General features: G+C 69.9%; 16 protein-coding genes. 15 read left to right on the top strand and 1 reads right to left on the bottom strand.

The annotated features are described in order from the left end of the window. The first annotated feature begins 2 nt into the window (after positions 1-2). Positions 3-866 carry a CHAD domain-containing protein gene (locus tag OHA18_RS03285; RefSeq protein ID WP_329002070.1) on the top strand — a complete coding sequence of 288 codons (864 nt, stop codon included), beginning with the start codon at positions 3-5 and terminating at the stop codon, positions 864-866. Position 867: 1 nt separating this feature from the next. On the opposite strand, the gene OHA18_RS03280 is transcribed toward OHA18_RS03285, so the two are convergent. Then, positions 868-2,022, bottom strand: coding sequence for a DUF1015 domain-containing protein (locus tag OHA18_RS03280; protein ID WP_329002069.1), 1,155 nt, complete (start codon positions 2,020-2,022; stop codon positions 868-870). Between the two features lie 24 nt (positions 2,023-2,046). Between OHA18_RS03280 and OHA18_RS03275 the strand changes: the two genes are divergently transcribed. The 14 genes from OHA18_RS03275 to OHA18_RS03210 all read left to right on the top strand — a co-directional run bounded on the left by OHA18_RS03275 (position 2,047) and on the right by OHA18_RS03210 (position 16,685). Then, positions 2,047-3,153, top strand: a complete 1,107-nt coding sequence (locus OHA18_RS03275) for an HAD-IIA family hydrolase (protein WP_329002068.1) — start codon at positions 2,047-2,049, stop codon at positions 3,151-3,153. Between the two features lie 66 nt (positions 3,154-3,219). Continuing rightward, a complete protein-coding gene (locus OHA18_RS03270) occupies positions 3,220-3,693 on the top strand; it encodes a phasin family protein (RefSeq protein ID WP_329002066.1) in 474 nt (157 codons plus the stop codon). Between the two features lies 1 nt (position 3,694). Further along, the gene (locus tag OHA18_RS03265; protein WP_329002064.1) at positions 3,695-4,168 is read left to right on the top strand and encodes a hypothetical protein; all 474 of its coding nucleotides are present in this window, start codon (positions 3,695-3,697) and stop codon (positions 4,166-4,168) included. Beyond that, on the top strand, positions 4,169-4,984 hold the full coding sequence (locus tag OHA18_RS03260; protein WP_329002063.1) for a TlyA family RNA methyltransferase: 816 nt from the start codon (positions 4,169-4,171) through the stop codon (positions 4,982-4,984). 9 nt (positions 4,985-4,993) lie between these two features. Beyond that, entirely contained in the window at positions 4,994-5,929 is a 936-nt protein-coding gene (locus OHA18_RS03255; protein ID WP_329002061.1) for an NAD kinase, read from the top strand. A 1-nt stretch (position 5,930) separates the two neighbouring features. Beyond that, complete coding sequence (gene recN, locus OHA18_RS03250) at positions 5,931-7,661, top strand: DNA repair protein RecN (protein ID WP_329002060.1); 1,731 nt, start codon at positions 5,931-5,933, stop codon at positions 7,659-7,661. 96 nt (positions 7,662-7,757) lie between these two features. Further along, positions 7,758-8,939: a putative cytokinetic ring protein SteA gene (gene steA / locus OHA18_RS03245; RefSeq protein ID WP_329002058.1), complete on the top strand. Its 1,182-nt coding sequence runs from the start codon at positions 7,758-7,760 to the stop codon at positions 8,937-8,939. Next, a complete protein-coding gene (locus tag OHA18_RS03240; RefSeq protein WP_329002057.1) occupies positions 8,936-9,883 on the top strand; it encodes a copper transporter in 948 nt (315 codons plus the stop codon). Before steA ends, OHA18_RS03240 begins: the two co-directional genes overlap by 4 nt. Before the next feature lies 1 nt (position 9,884). Then, positions 9,885-10,694 (top strand): hypothetical protein, encoded by an 810-nt coding sequence (locus OHA18_RS03235; RefSeq protein ID WP_329002055.1) that lies wholly within the window; start codon positions 9,885-9,887, stop codon positions 10,692-10,694. Continuing rightward, complete coding sequence (murJ, locus tag OHA18_RS03230; protein ID WP_329002054.1) at positions 10,673-12,265, top strand: murein biosynthesis integral membrane protein MurJ; 1,593 nt, start codon at positions 10,673-10,675, stop codon at positions 12,263-12,265. Before OHA18_RS03235 ends, murJ begins: the two co-directional genes overlap by 22 nt. Then, entirely contained in the window at positions 12,262-13,287 is a 1,026-nt protein-coding gene (locus tag OHA18_RS03225; RefSeq protein ID WP_329002052.1) for a glycosyltransferase family 4 protein, read from the top strand. Before murJ ends, OHA18_RS03225 begins: the two co-directional genes overlap by 4 nt. Before the next feature lie 21 nt (positions 13,288-13,308). Next, positions 13,309-15,018 (top strand): CTP synthase, encoded by a 1,710-nt coding sequence (locus OHA18_RS03220; RefSeq protein ID WP_329002051.1) that lies wholly within the window; start codon positions 13,309-13,311, stop codon positions 15,016-15,018. Next, positions 15,015-15,668 (top strand): NUDIX hydrolase, encoded by a 654-nt coding sequence (locus tag OHA18_RS03215; RefSeq protein WP_329002050.1) that lies wholly within the window; start codon positions 15,015-15,017, stop codon positions 15,666-15,668. The genes OHA18_RS03220 and OHA18_RS03215 overlap by 4 nt, the downstream gene beginning before the upstream one ends. A 96-nt stretch (positions 15,669-15,764) precedes the next feature. Next, positions 15,765-16,685, top strand: coding sequence for a hypothetical protein (locus tag OHA18_RS03210; RefSeq protein ID WP_329002049.1), 921 nt, complete (start codon positions 15,765-15,767; stop codon positions 16,683-16,685). Positions 16,686-16,740: the final 55 nt, after the last annotated feature.

The following is a 16,740-nucleotide window of genomic DNA, read 5'->3' as shown; positions in this document are numbered from 1 at the left end:
CCGTGGAAGACCGGGACTTGGTAGTGGCTGAGAGCCCGGTTGGTCTGCTCGTCGCTGTGACCCTCGCGAAGGGGGCTCGGCGGCTCGAGAAGTCCATGGGGATGGTGTCGGCGGGTGAGGACGACGCCATTCACCAGGTGCGGGTGTCGTGCCGGCGGCTGCGGAGCGATCTGAAGCTGTTCCGCAAACTCCTGGCCGGCGCCTGGGCGCCCGAGCTCCGGGCCGATCTGGCCGCGCTTGCCCAGGCGTGTGGTGAGGCGCGCGATCTGGAAGTGATCGCCGCCCTCGTCCGCGAGAACGCCACCAGCGAGGACAACGAGGAACACGTCGACACGATCCTCACGACACTCACCCTCGGACTGGACCGCGCAGCCGCACGGTCCGCCGAGGTCGTGCTCGGCGAGGCGACCAAGGACCTGCTGACCACGATCGAGTCGGTCGCCGTGGCCCCGGACCTGACGCCCAAGGCCGACAGGCCGTGCGGCGAGGTGCTGCCGGAGCTACTGCAGTCGGCCACCGTCAAGTTCGCCCAGGAAGCCGACAAGCTGAAGCCCTGGAGCCCTGACGACCACTGGCACGAGGTCCGACTGCTGGCGAAGCGCGTCCGGTACGCCGCCGACACCAGCGCGTCCGTACTGGGCGACGAAGCGAAGGCCACCGCGGCCCAAGCTGCCACGTACCAAGAGCTCCTGGGCCAGCACCAGGACCACTGCGCGGCAGCAGACGCTCTCACCGGCATGGCTGCGGATGCCGCCGCTCAGGACGACCCGGAGCTCTCCTTCACCCTCGGACGGCTCACAGAACGCCACCGCGCTGCCCGCAAGCCTCTCCGCGAGCAGTTCCTCGGCCTGTACCACCGGCCCTGACTCACAGCATCCGAAACAGCAGCCCTACCCGCGGCTTCGGCCCGAACGATGTGGCCTTCTGCGGCAGTACGACGCCTTGGGCCGCGGACCGTAGTACCTGGTCCATCCGTGGCGCCGAGAGCTCCACAGCCGCCTGCTGAGGTCCTGCCAGCGCCAGTGCGTCTGCGAGTGTGTGGTGGAAGCTGATGTCCTCCTCCACCACACCCCAGGCCGGCAGTAGCACCTCGTGGAGTAGCGCGACGGTCGGTGTGTTCCCATCGGAGTGAAGCGTCAGCCAACTGGTGCCGTCTGTGACGGAGATGCGGTCCGGATCGCCCTCCACCCGACCAGGCTGCATCTGCCAGCCCGTCGGCGTGTGTGTCCGCACCGTCTCCAGGTCCAGACCCGGTACGACGCGGTGGATCGGGTCCAGTGTGAGCGGATGGCGGATGTAGTCGACCAGCATCGCCAGACCGACCGCTGAGCCCTCTCGGTACGGCTCTCGCAGTTGACGCTCCAGGTACGCCGCATAACGGTGGTGTCCGTCGGCGATGACCGCCTCATGCTTCGCCAGCTCCGCTGAGATCGCCGCGAGTACCTCTGGGTCGTCGATCCGCCAGATGCGATGCTCCGCGCCGTTGTACGTCTCGGCCTCCACCCACGGTTCGCCGGACCGCGCCGCGTCCACAGCATCGCTCGCCACGCCACCGTCGGCGTACGCGAGCAGGATCGGCTCCAGGTCCGCGTCGGTCGCCTCCATCAGCTGGAGCCGGTCGTCGACCCAGTGCGGCATCACTTCCTCGTGTGGAAGCACCACATTGCGTGCCGGATCCAGCTCGAGCGAGCCGACCAGTCCGCACAGTACGGCGGTCCCGAGGCGCTGCTCGTACACGTACAGCGCGGGGCGCTCGTCCTGCACCACCACACCGTCCTGCTGCCAGCGGGCGAGCCGCTGCGCGGGTTCGTTGTACCGGGCCGGGCCGAGGCCCGGATCGCGTGGAAGGATGAGCCTCACCATGTTGTGCAGATCAGAGTCAGTCAGCCGCCGGACGATGGCGGGTTCCAGCACGTCGTACGGCGGTGAGGTGACGGCGCCGAGCGCGCTCACCTTGCCCGCCACGAACCGCCAGGCGCGCAGCGGATCGAGCCTCAGCACCCTCCCGCTCGTATCCGGCATGCGCGGAATCGTACGGGGTGAAGTATGAGCACGGCAGACAAAGCGCCCGAACCGCTGTCGGCGTGTGACGAACCGCTCGCGAGCCGGTACGACGTGGCGCTGCTGGACCTGGACGGCGTCGTGTACGTCGGCCCGGACCCGGTGCCGGACGCACCCGAGAACCTGCGGAACGCTGCCAAGGAAGGCATGCGGATCGGGTACATCACCAACAACGCGAGCCGGCCGGCGCGGGTCGTTGCCGAGCACCTCGCATCGTTCGGGCTGGACGTGATCGCCGAGGACGTGGTGACGTCCGCGCAGGCCGCGGCGAAGCTGATCGCGAGCGAGTACCCGAAGGGCTCACCGGTCCTGGTGGTCGGTGGCGAGGGCCTGTACGTCGCGCTCGAGGAGTACGGGCTGACGCCGGTCCGCAGCAGCGACGCGCACCCGGTGGCCGTCGTACAAGGCTTCCACCCGGATGTGAACTGGGTGATGCTCGCGGACGGCGCGCACGCGATCCACGAGGGCGCGAAGTGGTTCGCGACCAACCTGGATCTGACCATCCCCACCGCGGCCGGCAAAGCGCCCGGGAACGGGACGCTCGTGCAGGCGGTCCGGGCCGCGGTCGACGTGGATCCGGTCGTCGCCGGCAAGCCTGAGCCGCCGCTGCTGGAGACGAGCATCGAACGGCTGGAAGCCAAGCGCCCGTTGATGATCGGGGACCGGCTCGACTCCGACATCCAGGGCGCGAACGCGGTCGGGATCGCGAGTCTGTGGGTCGCGACCGGCGTGCACGACGCCTATGACCTGGCGCGGGCGCCGAAGAACCAGCGCCCGACGTACGTCGCCGCGGGCCTCAGCGCGCTGGCCGAGAAGCAGCCCGGGGTGACCGTCGAAGGCGGGAAGCACTCCTGTGCGGGCTGGACCGCCGAGGTCGTGAACAACGCGGTCGCGGTCAAGGGCGAGGGCGAGCCGTACGACGGACTGCGCGCGATCCTGTCCGCGGTGTGGGCCGCCGTCGACGCGCCCGTGGAGCCGGCCAAGCCCGCGAAGGCAGCCGGCCGCACCCGCCGCCCGCGGCCGAAGCCCGCTCCGACGCCCGATTCGATCACTATCGACGCGGCCCTGCACCGGGTAGGCCTCGACAAGTAGGTGCTGCTGGCTGGTATCCCTCGTCCGAGGCGATACCGTTGCTGGGAACGATGCGAGGAGGCAGTCATGGTGATGGACGCAGTGCGCGGCTACGTACAGCTGGCGAACGGGTTGACCGAGGTCACCAAGCAGAAGGCCCAGGCGGCTGCGAAAGCGTTGCTGCAGCAGACCGGGGCGGACGCGCTGACCACCCGGGTGAGCGACCTGGCCGACGAGATCGTTGCCACCAGCAAGAGCAACCGTCAGCTGCTGCAGGCGATCGTGGCGAACGAGGTCGAGGGCGCCGTTGCGCGGCTCGGGTTCGTCCGCTCCGAGGAGGTCGCGGCGCTGACCCGGCGGGTGAAGACGCTGGAGACCGAGCTGGCCGACGCCCACGCCGCCGCGCCGGTTCACGCTGCGCCGGTCGGGGACGCGCCGGCGCCGGCGAAGAAGGCGGCCGCGAAGAAGGCCGCCAAGAAGGTGCCGGCCAAGAAGGCGGTCCCGTTGGCCAAGAAGGCCGCGGCGAAGAAGGCTGCCAAGAAGACGGCGAAGAAGGCCTGACGTGACCGAGCATCCTGGCGAGCAGTTCCCGCCGGACGTGGACCCGGACGTCGAGCCCGGATTCGACCCGCACCAGTCCGAGGAGACGACCGCCCACCCCGACTACGACACCGAGCCCGGCGCCCAGGACAGCGCCCAGGATGTCGCCGAGGAGAGTGTCCAGGACGTCGCTGAGCACGTGGATCCGGCCGCGGTCGAGTTCGGGCCGGAGTTCGCGCGCCCGCCGGGCGAGGAGTACGAGCACTCCTTCGAGGCCGGGTCGGCCGAGGACCCGGGTGAGGAGCAGGTGTCCGGGGCCGAGGCGATCGAGGAGCCGGGCGAGGGCGGTCATCCGTTGGTGGAGGAGACCATGGCCCGGCTCGACGAGCTGCGGGACCGGCCGGTGAGCGAGCACGGCGAGGTGTACGCCGACCTGCACGAGCGACTGCAGAGTGCCTTGGTGGAGGCGGACGCCGAGCAGGGCGACCGGAGCTGAGTGGCCAAGGCAGCCAAGCGTTCGCGGCTCGACGCCGAGCTGGTACGACGCGGCCTGGCGCGGTCGCGTGAGCACGCGAGCGAGCTGATCGCGGCCGGCAAGGTGAAGGTGTCCGGGACCGTGGCCGGCAAGCCCGCGACCGGGGTCGGTTCGGACGCCCCGATCGTGGTCGACACGTCCGAGCACGAGGACCCCGGGTACGCGAGCCGCGGTGCGCACAAGCTGATCGGCGCGCTGGAGGCGTTCCCGGCAGTCCAGGTCAAAGGCCGCCGTACCCTCGACGCCGGCGCGTCGACCGGCGGCTTCACCGACGTACTGCTGCGCAATGAAGCCGCGCACGTGATCGCCGTCGATGTCGGCTACGGCCAGCTGGTGTGGGCCTTGCAGACCGACGAGCGGGTCACGGTGATGGACCGGACCAACGTCCGGACGCTGACGCTCGAGGACATCGGTGGTGAACCGGTTGATCTCGTGGTCAGCGATCTGAGTTTCATCAGCCTCACACTCGTCCTGTCCGCGCTGATCGGCGTGGTGAAGCCGGACGGCGATCTGGTGCTGATGGTGAAGCCGCAGTTCGAGGTCGGCAAGGAGCGGCTGGGCAAGGGCGGTGTGGTCCGCGACCCGACGCTGCGGGCGGACGCGGTGCGAGGCGTGGCGGCGAAGGCGAGCGACCTCGGGTGGGGAATCGAGGGCGTCGCGGCCAGCCCGTTGCCTGGTCCGTCAGGAAATGTCGAATACTTCCTGTGGATACGCCGGGAAGCACCGCCTCTCGATGAGACGATGCTTGCAGGCGCCATCGAGCGCGGACCGCAGTGAGGAGGCAGGGTGGCTGAGCACGAGCCGCGGCGCGTGCTGCTGGTGACGCACACCGGCCGGGAGCAGGCCGTCGAGGTCGCACGCGAGGCGCACCGGTTGCTGACCGACGCCGGGATGCTGGTCCGACTGCTCAGCGGCGAGGCGGAAGAGCTCAAGTTCGACCCGGTCGAGATCGTCGACGACCCGGAGAAGGCGGCCAACGACGTCGAGCTGATCATGGTGCTCGGCGGCGACGGCTCGATCCTGCGCGGCGCCGAGCTGGCCCGCCCGCACGGTACGCCGGTGCTCGGGGTGAACCTCGGTCATGTCGGGTTCCTGGCCGAGGCCGAGGTCGACGACCTGGAGCGGATCGTCCAGGTGGTGGTCGATCGCACCTACACGGTCGAGGAGCGGATGACGCTGGCCGTCGACGTCCGGCTGGACGGCGACCTGATGTTCGAGACCTGGGCGCTCAACGAGGCCAGCGTCGAGAAGGCCGCCCGCGAGAAGATGCTCGAGGTCCTGGTCGAGGTGGACGACCGCCCGCTGTCCCGCTGGGGCTGTGACGGTGTCGTCGTCGCGACCCCGACCGGGAGTACGGCGTACGCGTTCTCCGCCGGCGGACCGATCGTCTGGCCGGAGGTCGAGGCGATCCTGATGGTGCCGCTCAGCGCGCACGCGTTGTTCTCGCGGCCGATCGTGGTGGCGCCGACGTCGCAGTTGTCGATCGAGCTGGTGCCGTCCTGGCACGGGCGCGGGGTGCTGTGGTGTGACGGCCGGCGGATGGTCGAGGTGCCGCCCGGCGCCGAGATCACGGTCCGGCGGGGCGCGACGCCGGTGCGGTTGGCCCGGGCGCACGAGGCGCCGTTCACCGACCGGCTGGTCGCTAAGTTCGACCTCCCGGTGCTCGGCTGGCGTGGGGCCGCCGAGCGCAAACGCAACGGCAACAGCCAACAGGAGACCTGACATGCTCTCGGAGATCCGCATCACCGGGTTGGGCGTGATCGAGGACGCGACGTTGGACCTCGACCCCGGATTCACCGCCGTCACGGGTGAGACCGGCGCCGGCAAGACGATGGTCGTGACCGGCGTGAACATGCTGCTCGGTGGCCGCGCGGACAGCGGCCTGGTGCGCCACGGGACCCGCCGGGCGCGGGTCGAGGGCCGCGCCAGCGGCGTACCGCGGGCGATCGTGCAGCAGGCCGAGGACCGTGGCGGCGAGCTGGACGACGGTGAGTTGCTGATCGCGCGTGAGCTCTCGTCCGAGGGACGCTCGCGGGCATTCCTCGGCGGCGCGTCGGTGCCGGTGTCGGTGCTGGGCGAGGTGTCCGGCGACCTGGTCGCGATCCACGGGCAGGCCGACCAGTGGCGCTTGCTGCAGCCCGCACGGCAACGCGAAACGCTGGATACCTTTGCAGGCAAGGCGGTTCTCGTCCCCCTGCAGGAGTACACCGGCGCGTACCGGCGGCGTCGTGAGGTCGAGGCCGAGCTGATCGAGCTCACCACGCGCGAGCGCGATCGCCTGGCCGAGGCGGACCTGCTGCGGTTCGGTCTGGACGAGGTCGCGAAGGCTGAGCCGTTGTCCGGCGAGGACACCGAGCTCGCCGCCGAGGAGGAGCGTCTCGCGTACGCCGACGGTCTGCGTACTGCGGCCACGACGGCCGCCGATGCGCTGGCGTCCGAGGACCTGGACTCCACCCGGCCGAACGACGTGCTCGGACTGCTCTCACTGACCAAGCAGGCGTTGGACGGTGAGCGCGAGCACGACGCGAAGCTGGCCGAGCTGGCGGACCGGGCCGGCGAGTTGGGCTATCTCGCCGCGGACCTGGCCGGCGAGCTTTCGTCGTACGCCGCCGATGTCGACACCGACCCGGCGCGGTTGTCCGTGGTCAGCGAGCGACGCGCGTTGCTGCACGGACTGGTCCGCAAGTACGGCGCTGAGCAGGGCACCGTCGACGAGGTGCTGGAGTGGACGAAACGGTCCGCGGCCAGACTCGCCGACCTCGACGGCAGCGACGAGAAGGTCGAGCAACTGACCGCGGAGCTGGCCGAGCTGGACGCGACGCTCGCCGACCTCGGTGGGCAGATGCGGGAGGCCCGGATCGAAGCCGCGCAAAGGCTTGGTGTCGCGGTGTCCGAGGAGCTGACCGGGCTGGCGATGCCGCACGCGAAGCTGTCGGTCGAGGTGCACGAGACCACCGCCGGTCCGTTCGGCATCGACGAGGTCGAGTTCTGCTTCGCGGCGAACCCGGGCAGCCCGGCCCGCCCGCTGCAGAAGGCCGCGTCCGGTGGCGAGTTGTCCCGCGTGATGCTCGCGCTCGAGGTGATCCTGTCCGACACGCATCCGGTGCCCACGTTGGTGTTCGACGAGATCGACGCCGGTATCGGCGGCCGCGCCGCGGTCGAGGTCGGCAAACGGCTGGCCCGGCTGGCGGAGAAGGCCCAGGTGATCGTGGTCACCCACCTGCCGCAGGTCGCCGCGTTCGCGGACCGTCACGCGGTGGTGCTGAAGAGCGACGACGGTTCGGTCACCACCAGCGGGCTGGTCGCGCTCGACGACGACGCCCGGTTGAAGGAACTGTCCCGGATGATGGCCGGCCTGGAGAACTCCGATGCCGCCCAGGCCCACGCCGAGGAGCTGCTGGCGCTGGCCGCCGAACGCCACAAACCGCGGAAGAAAAGTCGTTCCAAAGGATGATTTGACGCACAGTCACCGTTAATTCAGTGCGTTAACGGGGGCCTGCCGGGTAAATGAACCGGTAGGGGGCTCTTGACATGGCAGGATGAGAGGGCGATGAGACTGCCCAGCCTGCGGAGAGCACGACCCACTGAACTGCCCGGCGTCACCGGAGTGGTCCGGCTGGATCGCCGTACCAAGAATCTCACCAAACGTCTCAAACCGGGCGAGATCGCGGTCATCGACCACGTCGATCTGGACCGGGTGAGCGCGGAGGCGCTGGTCGACTGCAAGGTCGCCGCCGTGGTGAACGTGGCCGACTCGATCAGCGGCCGGTACCCGAACCTCGGCCCGGAGATCCTGGTCGAGGCCGGTATCCCGCTGGTCGACGGCGTCGGCCGCGAGGTGTTCTCGATCCTGCACGAGGGCGAGCAGGTCCGGCTCGACGAAGGCACGCTGTACCGCGGTACCGAGGCGGTCGCGAAGGGCCTGTCCCAGGACAGCAAGTCGGTCGCGGAGCTGATGGACGACGCCCGCGCCGGGTTGTCGACCCAGCTCGAGGCGTTCACCGCGAACACGTTGGAGTACCTGCGGCGCGAGAAGGACCTGCTGCTCGACGGCGTCGGCGTACCGCACATCCACACCGCGATGGAGGGCAAGCACGTCCTGATCGTGGTTCGCGGGTACGACTACCGCGACGACCTGGTCGCGCTGAAGTCGTACATCCGCGAGTACCGGCCGGTGCTGATCGGCGTCGACGGCGGCGCGGACGCGCTGGTGGAGAACGGGTACGTCCCGGACCTGATCGTCGGCGACATGGACTCGGTCAAGGACGAGACGCTGAAGAGCGGCGCCGAAGTGGTCGTGCATGCGTACCGCGACGGCCGCGCGCCCGGGTCCGAACGGCTGGAGCGGCTCGGTGTCGACTCGATCGAGTTCCCGGCCACCGGCACCAGCGAGGACGTCGCGATGCTGCTGGCCGACTCCAAGGGCGCCTCGCTGATCGTCGCGGTCGGCACCCACAACTCGCTGGTGGAGTTCCTGGACAAGGGACGCTCCGGGATGGCGAGCACCTTCATCACCCGGTTGCGGGTCGGTGCCAAGCTGGTGGACGCCAAGGGCGTCGGCCGGCTGTACCGCAGCCGGGTCTCGACGTTCCAGGTGGTCGCCCTCATGGTGGCCGGCCTGTTCGCACTCGGCATGGCGATGGTGGCCATCGGCGCCGACGACGTGTTGTGGTCGATCCTGCGGGCGCGCTGGAGCGACTTCGTCTACTGGATCCGGGAGCTGTTCACGTGATCGACTTTCGCTACCACATCGTCTCGATCGTGGCGATCTTCTTCGCCCTGGGCGCCGGTGTGGTGCTCGGCGCCGGTCCGCTGAAGGGCACCGGCAGCGAGATCGTCGCGAGCCAGGCCGAGAAGGACCGCCAGCAGCTCGCCGACGCACGCGCCGAGCTGGTCCAGGTGAAGGCCCTGGACAAGTACCGCGACGACTTCGTCGCCAAGGTCACCACCGGGCTGACCGACGGCAAGCTGGTGAACAAGAAGGTCACGATCGTCACCATGCCGAACGCCGACAGCGACCTGAGCGACGGCGTCCAGGGCGAGCTGGAGAAGGCCGGCGCCGTGGTGAACACCAAGGTGGCGCTGGACGCGAAGCTGTTCGACACCGGTCAGCGTCAGCTGGTCGAGTCCCTGGTCAACCAGCTCGTCACCCCCGACATCCAGTACCCGGCCGACGCGACGACGTACCTGCGGGCCGGGATGATCCTCGCCCGCGGCGTCGCGGCCAAGGAAGAGGGCAAGCCCGCCGACGCCGACTCGACCAAGGTGATCAGCGGGCTGACCGGCGCGAAGCTGCTGTCGCTGAAGCCGTCGCAGATCAAGGACCGGGCCGGCCTGATCGTGGTGATCGCCGCGAAGCCGCCGGCACAGGCGCCGGACAACTCGACGTACGGCGACGCGGTCGACTTCATCAAGGGCCTGGACCTCGGCAGCGGCGGGGTCGTGGTCGCGGGTACGCCGGACAGCGCGGGCGACGGTGGATTGCTCAAGGCCTTGCGGAGTGACTCCGAGGCCACCAAGATCGTTTCCTCGGTGGACGTGGCCGACATCCCGGCCGGGCAGATGACGGTCGTCTTCGCACTGGTCGAGCAGGCCGGCGGCAAGGCTGGGCAGTACGGCGCGATCAACGCGAAGAACGGCATCGCGCCGTCAGCCGTACAAACCAAGGGAAACTGACGTGGGAATTCTGAGCGCTGCCGTCGCGGCGGCCGCTACTGCCGGGCTCGAGCGCGCAGCGGAGAAGCTGCCGAAGGAGAACTGGGAGCCGTTCGAGCGCACCAACCATCGCGGTGAGACGGTGACGCTGCTCGAGGGTCCGGTCGCGGTGCTCGGTGCGCTCGCCGGCGTCGCCGCTTCGCGGGGCAACGGCAAGGTGAAGGCGGCCGCGCTGCTCGCCGGTGCAGTGTCCGGTGCGGTCGGCGCGTACGACGACCTGCGCGGAACCACACAGGCCAAGGGCTTCCGTGGCCACCTCAGCGCGCTGAAGCGCGGCGAGGTCACCAGCGGTGCGATCAAGATCCTCGGCGTCGGCGCCGCCGGTCTCGCGGCCGCCGCCCTGCTGCCGCGCAAGTCCCGCGGCGTGAAGGCCTTCGCCGGAGTCGTTGCCGACGGCGCCTTGATCGCCGGCACGGCGAACCTCACCAACCTCCTCGACCTGCGGCCCGGCCGCGCACTCAAGGCGGTCACCGCGCTGAACGCTCCGCTCGCTGTCGTGAGTGGTCCGGCGGGCGCTGTCGTCGGTGCCGCCGCGGCCTCCGCACCGTCCGACCTCGGCGAGCGCTCGATGCTGGGTGACTGCGGCGCGAACGGCCTCGGCGCGATCACCGGTACGGCGCTGGCCGCATCCCTCCCGCGCCCGTTGAAGAGCCTCGTGCTGGCGGCGGTCGTCGGGCTGAATCTGGCCAGCGAGAAGGTCAGCTTCACCAAGGTCATCGCCGACACCCCGATCCTCGACAAGATCGACCAGTGGGGCCGACGACCCAGGTGAGTCGGGTCGCCCGCGCCGCTTTGGTTGTCGCGGCGATCACTGTCCTGGCGCGGGTTGTCGGGTTCGCCCGGTGGTTGGTCTTCTCGAAGACCGTCGGGGCCGGGTGTCTGGCCGAGGCTTACACGACGGCGAACCAGCTGCCCAACATTCTCTTCGAGGTTGTGGCCGGCGGAGCGCTGGCAGGTGCCGTCATCCCGGTGCTCGCCGGGCCGGTGGCCCGCGGGGATCGGGCGGCGCAGGGCCGGATCGTCGGGGCGTTGCTGTCGTGGTCGTTCCTGCTGCTGGCGCCGGTCGCCTTGCTGGCTTGGGTTCTGGCGGGCCGGTACACCGACGCGATGCTCGACCCCGGCGCCGACTGCGGCGGGACGACGGGGACCGCGACGCGGATGCTGGCGATCTTCGTGCCGCAGGTGTTCGGGTACGCCGTGGCGGTGGTCGCGACCGCGGTTCTCCAGTCCCACAAGCGTTTCGCGGCCGGTGCCTTGGCGCCGCTGATCTCGAGCCTGGTCGTCGTAGCCACCTACGTCGTGTTCGCGGCGACCGCGCCCGAGGCCGACGCGGCGTCCCGCGGCGCCACCAACCTGCTCGCCTGGGGCACGACTGCGGGCGTTCTCGCGCTCGCGCTCACGGTCCTGGTGCCGATGCTCTTCCTGCGCTTGCCGATCAAACCCACGCTGCGGTTGGACCCGGGCGTCGGTCCGGTACTGCGGCGGCTCGCTCTCGCGGGGCTGGCAGTACTAGTCGCGCAGCAGCTCACTTTCGTGGTCACGACGTACCTGGCCAACCACCGTGGCGTTGCGGGAAGTATTGCGGTCTACACCTGGGCCAACGCTGTCTACCTGCTGCCGTACGCCGTGCTGGCGGTGCCGATCACCACAGCGGTCTTTCCGCGTCTGGCCGCGGCGTTCGAGTCGGGTGACCGCTTCGACGTGTACGCCGCCACGTCCACGCGCGCAGTACTGCTGGCCGGAGGCGCCGGAGCCGCTCTGCTGGTCGGTACGGCGGTCCCGGTCGCCAGGATCTTCGCGTACAACGACGGCGCGGTGCATGAGACCCAGGCGACCTCACTGGCCAACGGCCTGATCGCGTTCGCCCCAGCGGCCATCGGGTTCGCCGTACTCATGCATGTCGGCCGCGTGCTCTACGCACGGCACTGTGGTCGTGAGGTAGCAGTAGTGACGTCAGCGGCCTGGATCGTGGTCGCCCTGGCCGGTGTGGTGCTGACGGCGCACTGGGACGCCGTACCGGCGCTGGCAGCCGCGATGTCGATCGGCATGGTCGTCGGCGCGGTGGTCCTGCTCGGCGTACTGCGACGTGAGGCGGGGCCTGGTGTACTTGCCGGCTCCGGCCGTGCGACCCTTGCCGCATTGGCTGGTGCAGTACTGGCCGGCGCGGCGGGCTGGGCGGCCGCACTGCCGGCCGGGAACGGCGGCGTGGGTAAGGCACTCGTGTTCGCAGTACTGTCCGGCCTGGCCGTCGTCGTCGTGTACGCCGGAGCTGCCATGGCCCTCGACCGACCCGACGCCCGCGCGCTACTACGCCGGGGATCTGTGGAGGAGACCAACAAATGAGGATCGGGCTGCTGCTCGCGGAGTCGCGGGGCGGCATCGGCCAGCATGTCGCCTCGCTGGTGCCGCGGTTCGTCAGCGCTGGGCACGAGGTGGTCGTGTGCGCCCCACCGGGCACGGCCGAGCACTTCGAGTTCGGTCCGGCGACGGTCGTCACGCAGGCGGCCGGGCTGCGCGGCTCCGACGTCATCCATGCGCACGGCTACCGGGCCGGCATGACTGCCCTGCGGGACCGGTCGAGGCTGCGCCCACTGGTGGTCACCTGGCACAACGCGGTGATCGCACCCGGTCCACGTGGCCTGATGATGCGGATGGGGCAGCGGTTGGTTGCCAGAGGCGCGGATCTGACACTGGGAGCCTCCAGCGACCTCGTGGAGCTGGCGAAGAGCCTCGGTGCGCGTAACGCCCAGTTGGCTCCAGTAGCCGCCCCGGCGATGCCCAGGATCCGTACGCCGCGCGAAGACGTCCGGCACGCGCTTGGCGTCGGCAATCGGCCCGTGGTGCTCACCGTCGGCCGGCTGGCGCCGCAGAAGGACTACCCGACGCTGCTGTCCGTCGCCGCGCGGGTGCATGAGTCCACTCCGCACGCGGTGTTCATCGTGGTCGGTGACGGACCGTTGCGGGACAACCTGCAGGCGCGGATCGATGCCGAGCAGCTGCCGGTCCAGCTGCTGGGACACCGCAACGACGTGGCTGACCTGCTCGGTGCGGCCGATGTGTTCTTGCTCACGTCGCACTGGGAGGCCCGGGCGCTGGTGCTCCAGGAGGCGATGCAGGTCGGCGTACCGGTCGTCGCGACCGCGGTCGGCGGCGTACCCGAACTGGTCGGAGACAGCGCCGTACTGGCGTTTCCGGGCGACGCGGACGGGCTGGCGGACGGGGTTCGGGCCGTTCTGGCCGAGCCGGAGACCGCGAACGCTATGCGGACACGAGGCCAGGAGTTGTCCTCCCGGTGGATGGACGAAGACGCGGTTGCAAAGAATCTGCTCGACATCTACGCGGGTCTCGTCGCGACCGATGCTTGACAAGAGGTAGGCTGGAGACCCGTGGACAGGGCTTCCAATTCGCAGCAGACCAAGCACGTATTCGTCACCGGCGGCGTGGCCTCCAGTCTCGGCAAGGGACTGACAGCATCCAGCCTCGGCAGTCTGCTGACGGCACGGGGCATCCGCGTCACGATGCAGAAGCTGGATCCGTATCTGAACGTGGATCCCGGCACGATGAATCCGTTCCAGCACGGCGAGGTGTTCGTCACCAACGACGGCGCCGAGACCGACCTGGACATCGGGCACTACGAACGCTTCCTCGACCGGGACCTCTCCCAGGTCGCGAACGTGACCACCGGGCAGGTGTACTCGAGCGTGATCGCCAAGGAGCGGCGCGGCGAGTACCTCGGTGACACCGTTCAGGTGATCCCGCACATCACCAACGAGATCAAGGAACGGATGCTCGCGATGGCGGGCCCCGACGTCGACGTCGTCCTGCACGAGATCGGCGGCACGGTCGGTGACATCGAGTCGCTGCCGTTCCTGGAGGCGGCCCGGCAGGTCCGGCACGACGTCGGCCGGGACAACGTGTTCTTCCTGCACATCTCGCTGGTGCCGTACATGGCGCCGAGCGGCGAGCTCAAGACCAAACCGACCCAGCACTCGGTCGCGGCGCTGCGCTCGATCGGTATCCAGCCGGACGCGATCGTCTGCCGGGCGGACCGGCCGATCCCGGACAGCGTGAAGCGCAAGATCTCGCTGATGTGCGACGTGGACGTCGAGGCCGTGGTGGCCGCGGTGGACGCGCCGTCGATCTACGACATCCCGAAGGTCGTGCACGCCGAGGGCCTGGACGCGTACGTCGTCCGCCGGCTGAACCTGCAGTTCCGCGACGTCGACTGGACCCGCTGGGACGAGCTGCTGCGCGTCGTACATCACCCCAAGGACGAGGTCACGGTCGCGCTGGTCGGCAAGTACATCGACCTGCCGGACGCGTACCTGTCGGTGGCCGAGGCGCTGCGCGCGGGCGGGTTCGACAACGACGCCCGGGTGAACCTGCGCTGGATCGCCTCCGACGAGTGCGCCACGCCCGAGGCCGCGGCCCGGCTGCTCGGCGACGTCGACGCGATCTGCATCCCCGGCGGCTTCGGGGTGCGCGGGATCGAGGGCAAGATCGGCGCGATCCGGTTCGCCCGCGAGCAGCGCATCCCGATCCTCGGGCTGTGCCTGGGTCTGCAGTGCATGGTGATCGAGGTGGCCCGCGACCTGGCCGGCCTGGTGGACGCGAACTCCAGCGAGTTCGATCCGGACGCCGAGCAGCCGGTGATCGCGACCATGGAGGAGCAGAAGCACATCGTCTCCGGCACCGGGGACATGGGCGGCACGATGCGGCTCGGCCTCTACCCGGCGAACCTGACCGAGGGCTCGATCGTCCGCGGCCTGTACGGCGCGCCCTCGATCCAGGAGCGGCACCGGCACCGCTACGAGGTGAACAACGCGTACCGGGACAAGCTGGAGACCGCCGGCCTGGTGTTCAGCGGCCTGTCGCCGGACCACGAGCTGGTCGAGTTCATCGAGCTGGACCGGTCCGTGCACCCGTACTTCGTGGCCACCCAGGCGCACCCGGAGCTGCGGTCACGGCCGACGAAGCCGCACCCGCTGTTCTCCGGCCTGGTCGCGTCCGCCCTGGACCGCCAGCGCGAGTCCCGGCTCCCGGTCGAGGAGCCGAAGCAGGCTGCGGCCAAGAAGACCCCGGTCAAGACCCGATGACGGATCATCCCGAGCTGCGGTTCGGCGCCGGTCTCGCCGATCAGCCGGAGCACTGGCCGGTCTCCTCGTCCGAGGTGGTGCACGAGACCGGGCGGGTGATCTCGGTACGACGGGACACCATCGCCCCGGTCGGCGCTGAGCCGTTCGTGCGGGATGTCGTCGTACACCCTGGCGCGGTCGGTGTGGTCGCGCTCGACGAGAACAACCGGATGCTGCTGGTTCGTCAGTACCGGCATCCGGTCGGGTACAAGCTGCTCGAGCCGCCGGCCGGACTGCTCGACGTCCAGGGGGAGCAGTACCGCCTGGGCGCCGAGCGTGAGTTGTGGGAGGAGACCGCGACCAAGGCCGCCGACTGGCGGATCCTGGTCGACGCCTTCACCTCGCCCGGCCTGACGAACGAGGCGGTCCGGATCTTCCTGGCCCGCGACCTCTCGCCCGCCGACGAGTCCTTCGAACGCCTCCACGAGGAGGCGGACATGGAGACCGTCTGGGCCCCGCTGATCGACGTCGTCGGCGCCGTCCTGGCCGGCCAGCTCCAGAACCCGATCCTGATCATGGGCGCCCTTGCCACCTGGACCGCCCTCAACGGCCCCGGCTTCGACACCCTCCGGCCCGCCGATTCGCCGTGGCCCGCGAAGGACCACACCTGACCGGTGCGGCATCGTTACCTGCCGCGCATCGAGAGTGGGCCGGCTCGTCGCTAGGGTCCTGCGGACGACCGACGGCGAGCAGAAGGAGATCGGTTCGTGAACGCGTGGCAGCCATCGCCTGGAGCGAAGCAGATCCTCGACAAGCTGGTGACCAACGTCATCGACTGGGGCGAGCTCAACGTCCATCACAACATGGCCGGAGTGTCTTTCGACGCGTCGGCCGGGCCGTTGGGGGCGGTACACCCCGACGGCTCGATGGTGTTCGACGACTCGATCGGTCGCGCCTTCGAGAGCGCGGCGGAACGACCTCAGGCGCTCAGCTCTGACGAGGTGGCCGAGCTCCGGCACGCGATCCGGGTGGTCACGTTCACGGCGCTGGACAAGCGCATCGAAAACCGCGAGACCGAAGGCGACGGCCCCATCCGGATGGCGCTCGACGCCGGGAGCGATGCGGATCGGTTCCTGAACGACGGGCTGCGGCACGCGGACTGGGCGGTCAGCGGCGATCGGATCTGTTTCCGGCTCAGCCCCGAGCTCAGCTCGAGGCTGCAGGACACTCAGGAGGGCGAGCCCGAGCATCCGGTCGCCCGGGAAGCCGCCGTGGCACTGGCCGCTCAGTACGCGCGGGCGCGGGGCGAGTGGCCCGACAACGCGGTCCGCGATCTGCTGAAGGGGCCGCGGGAGCAGGCCTTCGAACGGGTCGTCGACGCGAAACTGGCAGCTCAGCTGCGGGAGAAGTTCGAGCCGGCGCGGGAGGCGTTGTCCGACCTGCGCGCGCGATTGACCGACGACGTTCGTACGGAGTTCCAGCGACTCGCTGAGGAGCCGCAGCTCGCGGCGGCTGAGGTTCAGGGACGAGTGGCCGCGGTGTGCGGGCGGGTCGACGACTCGGCCCGGACCGTCAAGGAAACCCTCAGCGCCATGCCGCTGCAGCAGGCCGACCGGTCGTCGACAGCCGCGGCCGCCGACCGGGCCCAGCCCGCCACCAAGCACCGCTGGACCGGCTTCGGCCGCTGACCCATCGTGGTTGATCCATCGCTGCGTGGGGCCGGTGGGAGCTTGACCGAGGGGA

The sequence above is a fragment of the Kribbella sp. NBC_00709 genome, from assembly GCF_036226565.1.
Lineage (GTDB): Bacteria > Actinomycetota > Actinomycetes > Propionibacteriales > Kribbellaceae > Kribbella.
This window is presented reverse-complemented; position numbering and strand designations above follow the sequence as displayed.

Bases quoted from the DNA above. Each gene is read 5' to 3' on its own strand.
- steA (WP_329002058.1), top strand. From the start codon at position 7,758: ATGAGACTGCCCAGCCTGCGGAGAGCACGACCCACTGAACTGCCCGGC.
- OHA18_RS03225 (WP_329002052.1), top strand. From the start codon at position 12,262: ATGAGGATCGGGCTGCTGCTCGCGGAGTCGCGGGGCGGCATCGGCCAG.
- OHA18_RS03275 (WP_329002068.1), top strand. From the start codon at position 2,047: ATGAGCACGGCAGACAAAGCGCCCGAACCGCTGTCGGCGTGTGACGAA.
- OHA18_RS03280 (WP_329002069.1), bottom strand. From the start codon at position 2,022: ATGCCGGATACGAGCGGGAGGGTGCTGAGGCTCGATCCGCTGCGCGCC.
- OHA18_RS03215 (WP_329002050.1), top strand. From the start codon at position 15,015: ATGACGGATCATCCCGAGCTGCGGTTCGGCGCCGGTCTCGCCGATCAG.
- OHA18_RS03270 (WP_329002066.1), top strand. From the start codon at position 3,220: ATGGTGATGGACGCAGTGCGCGGCTACGTACAGCTGGCGAACGGGTTG.
- recN (WP_329002060.1), top strand. From the start codon at position 5,931: ATGCTCTCGGAGATCCGCATCACCGGGTTGGGCGTGATCGAGGACGCG.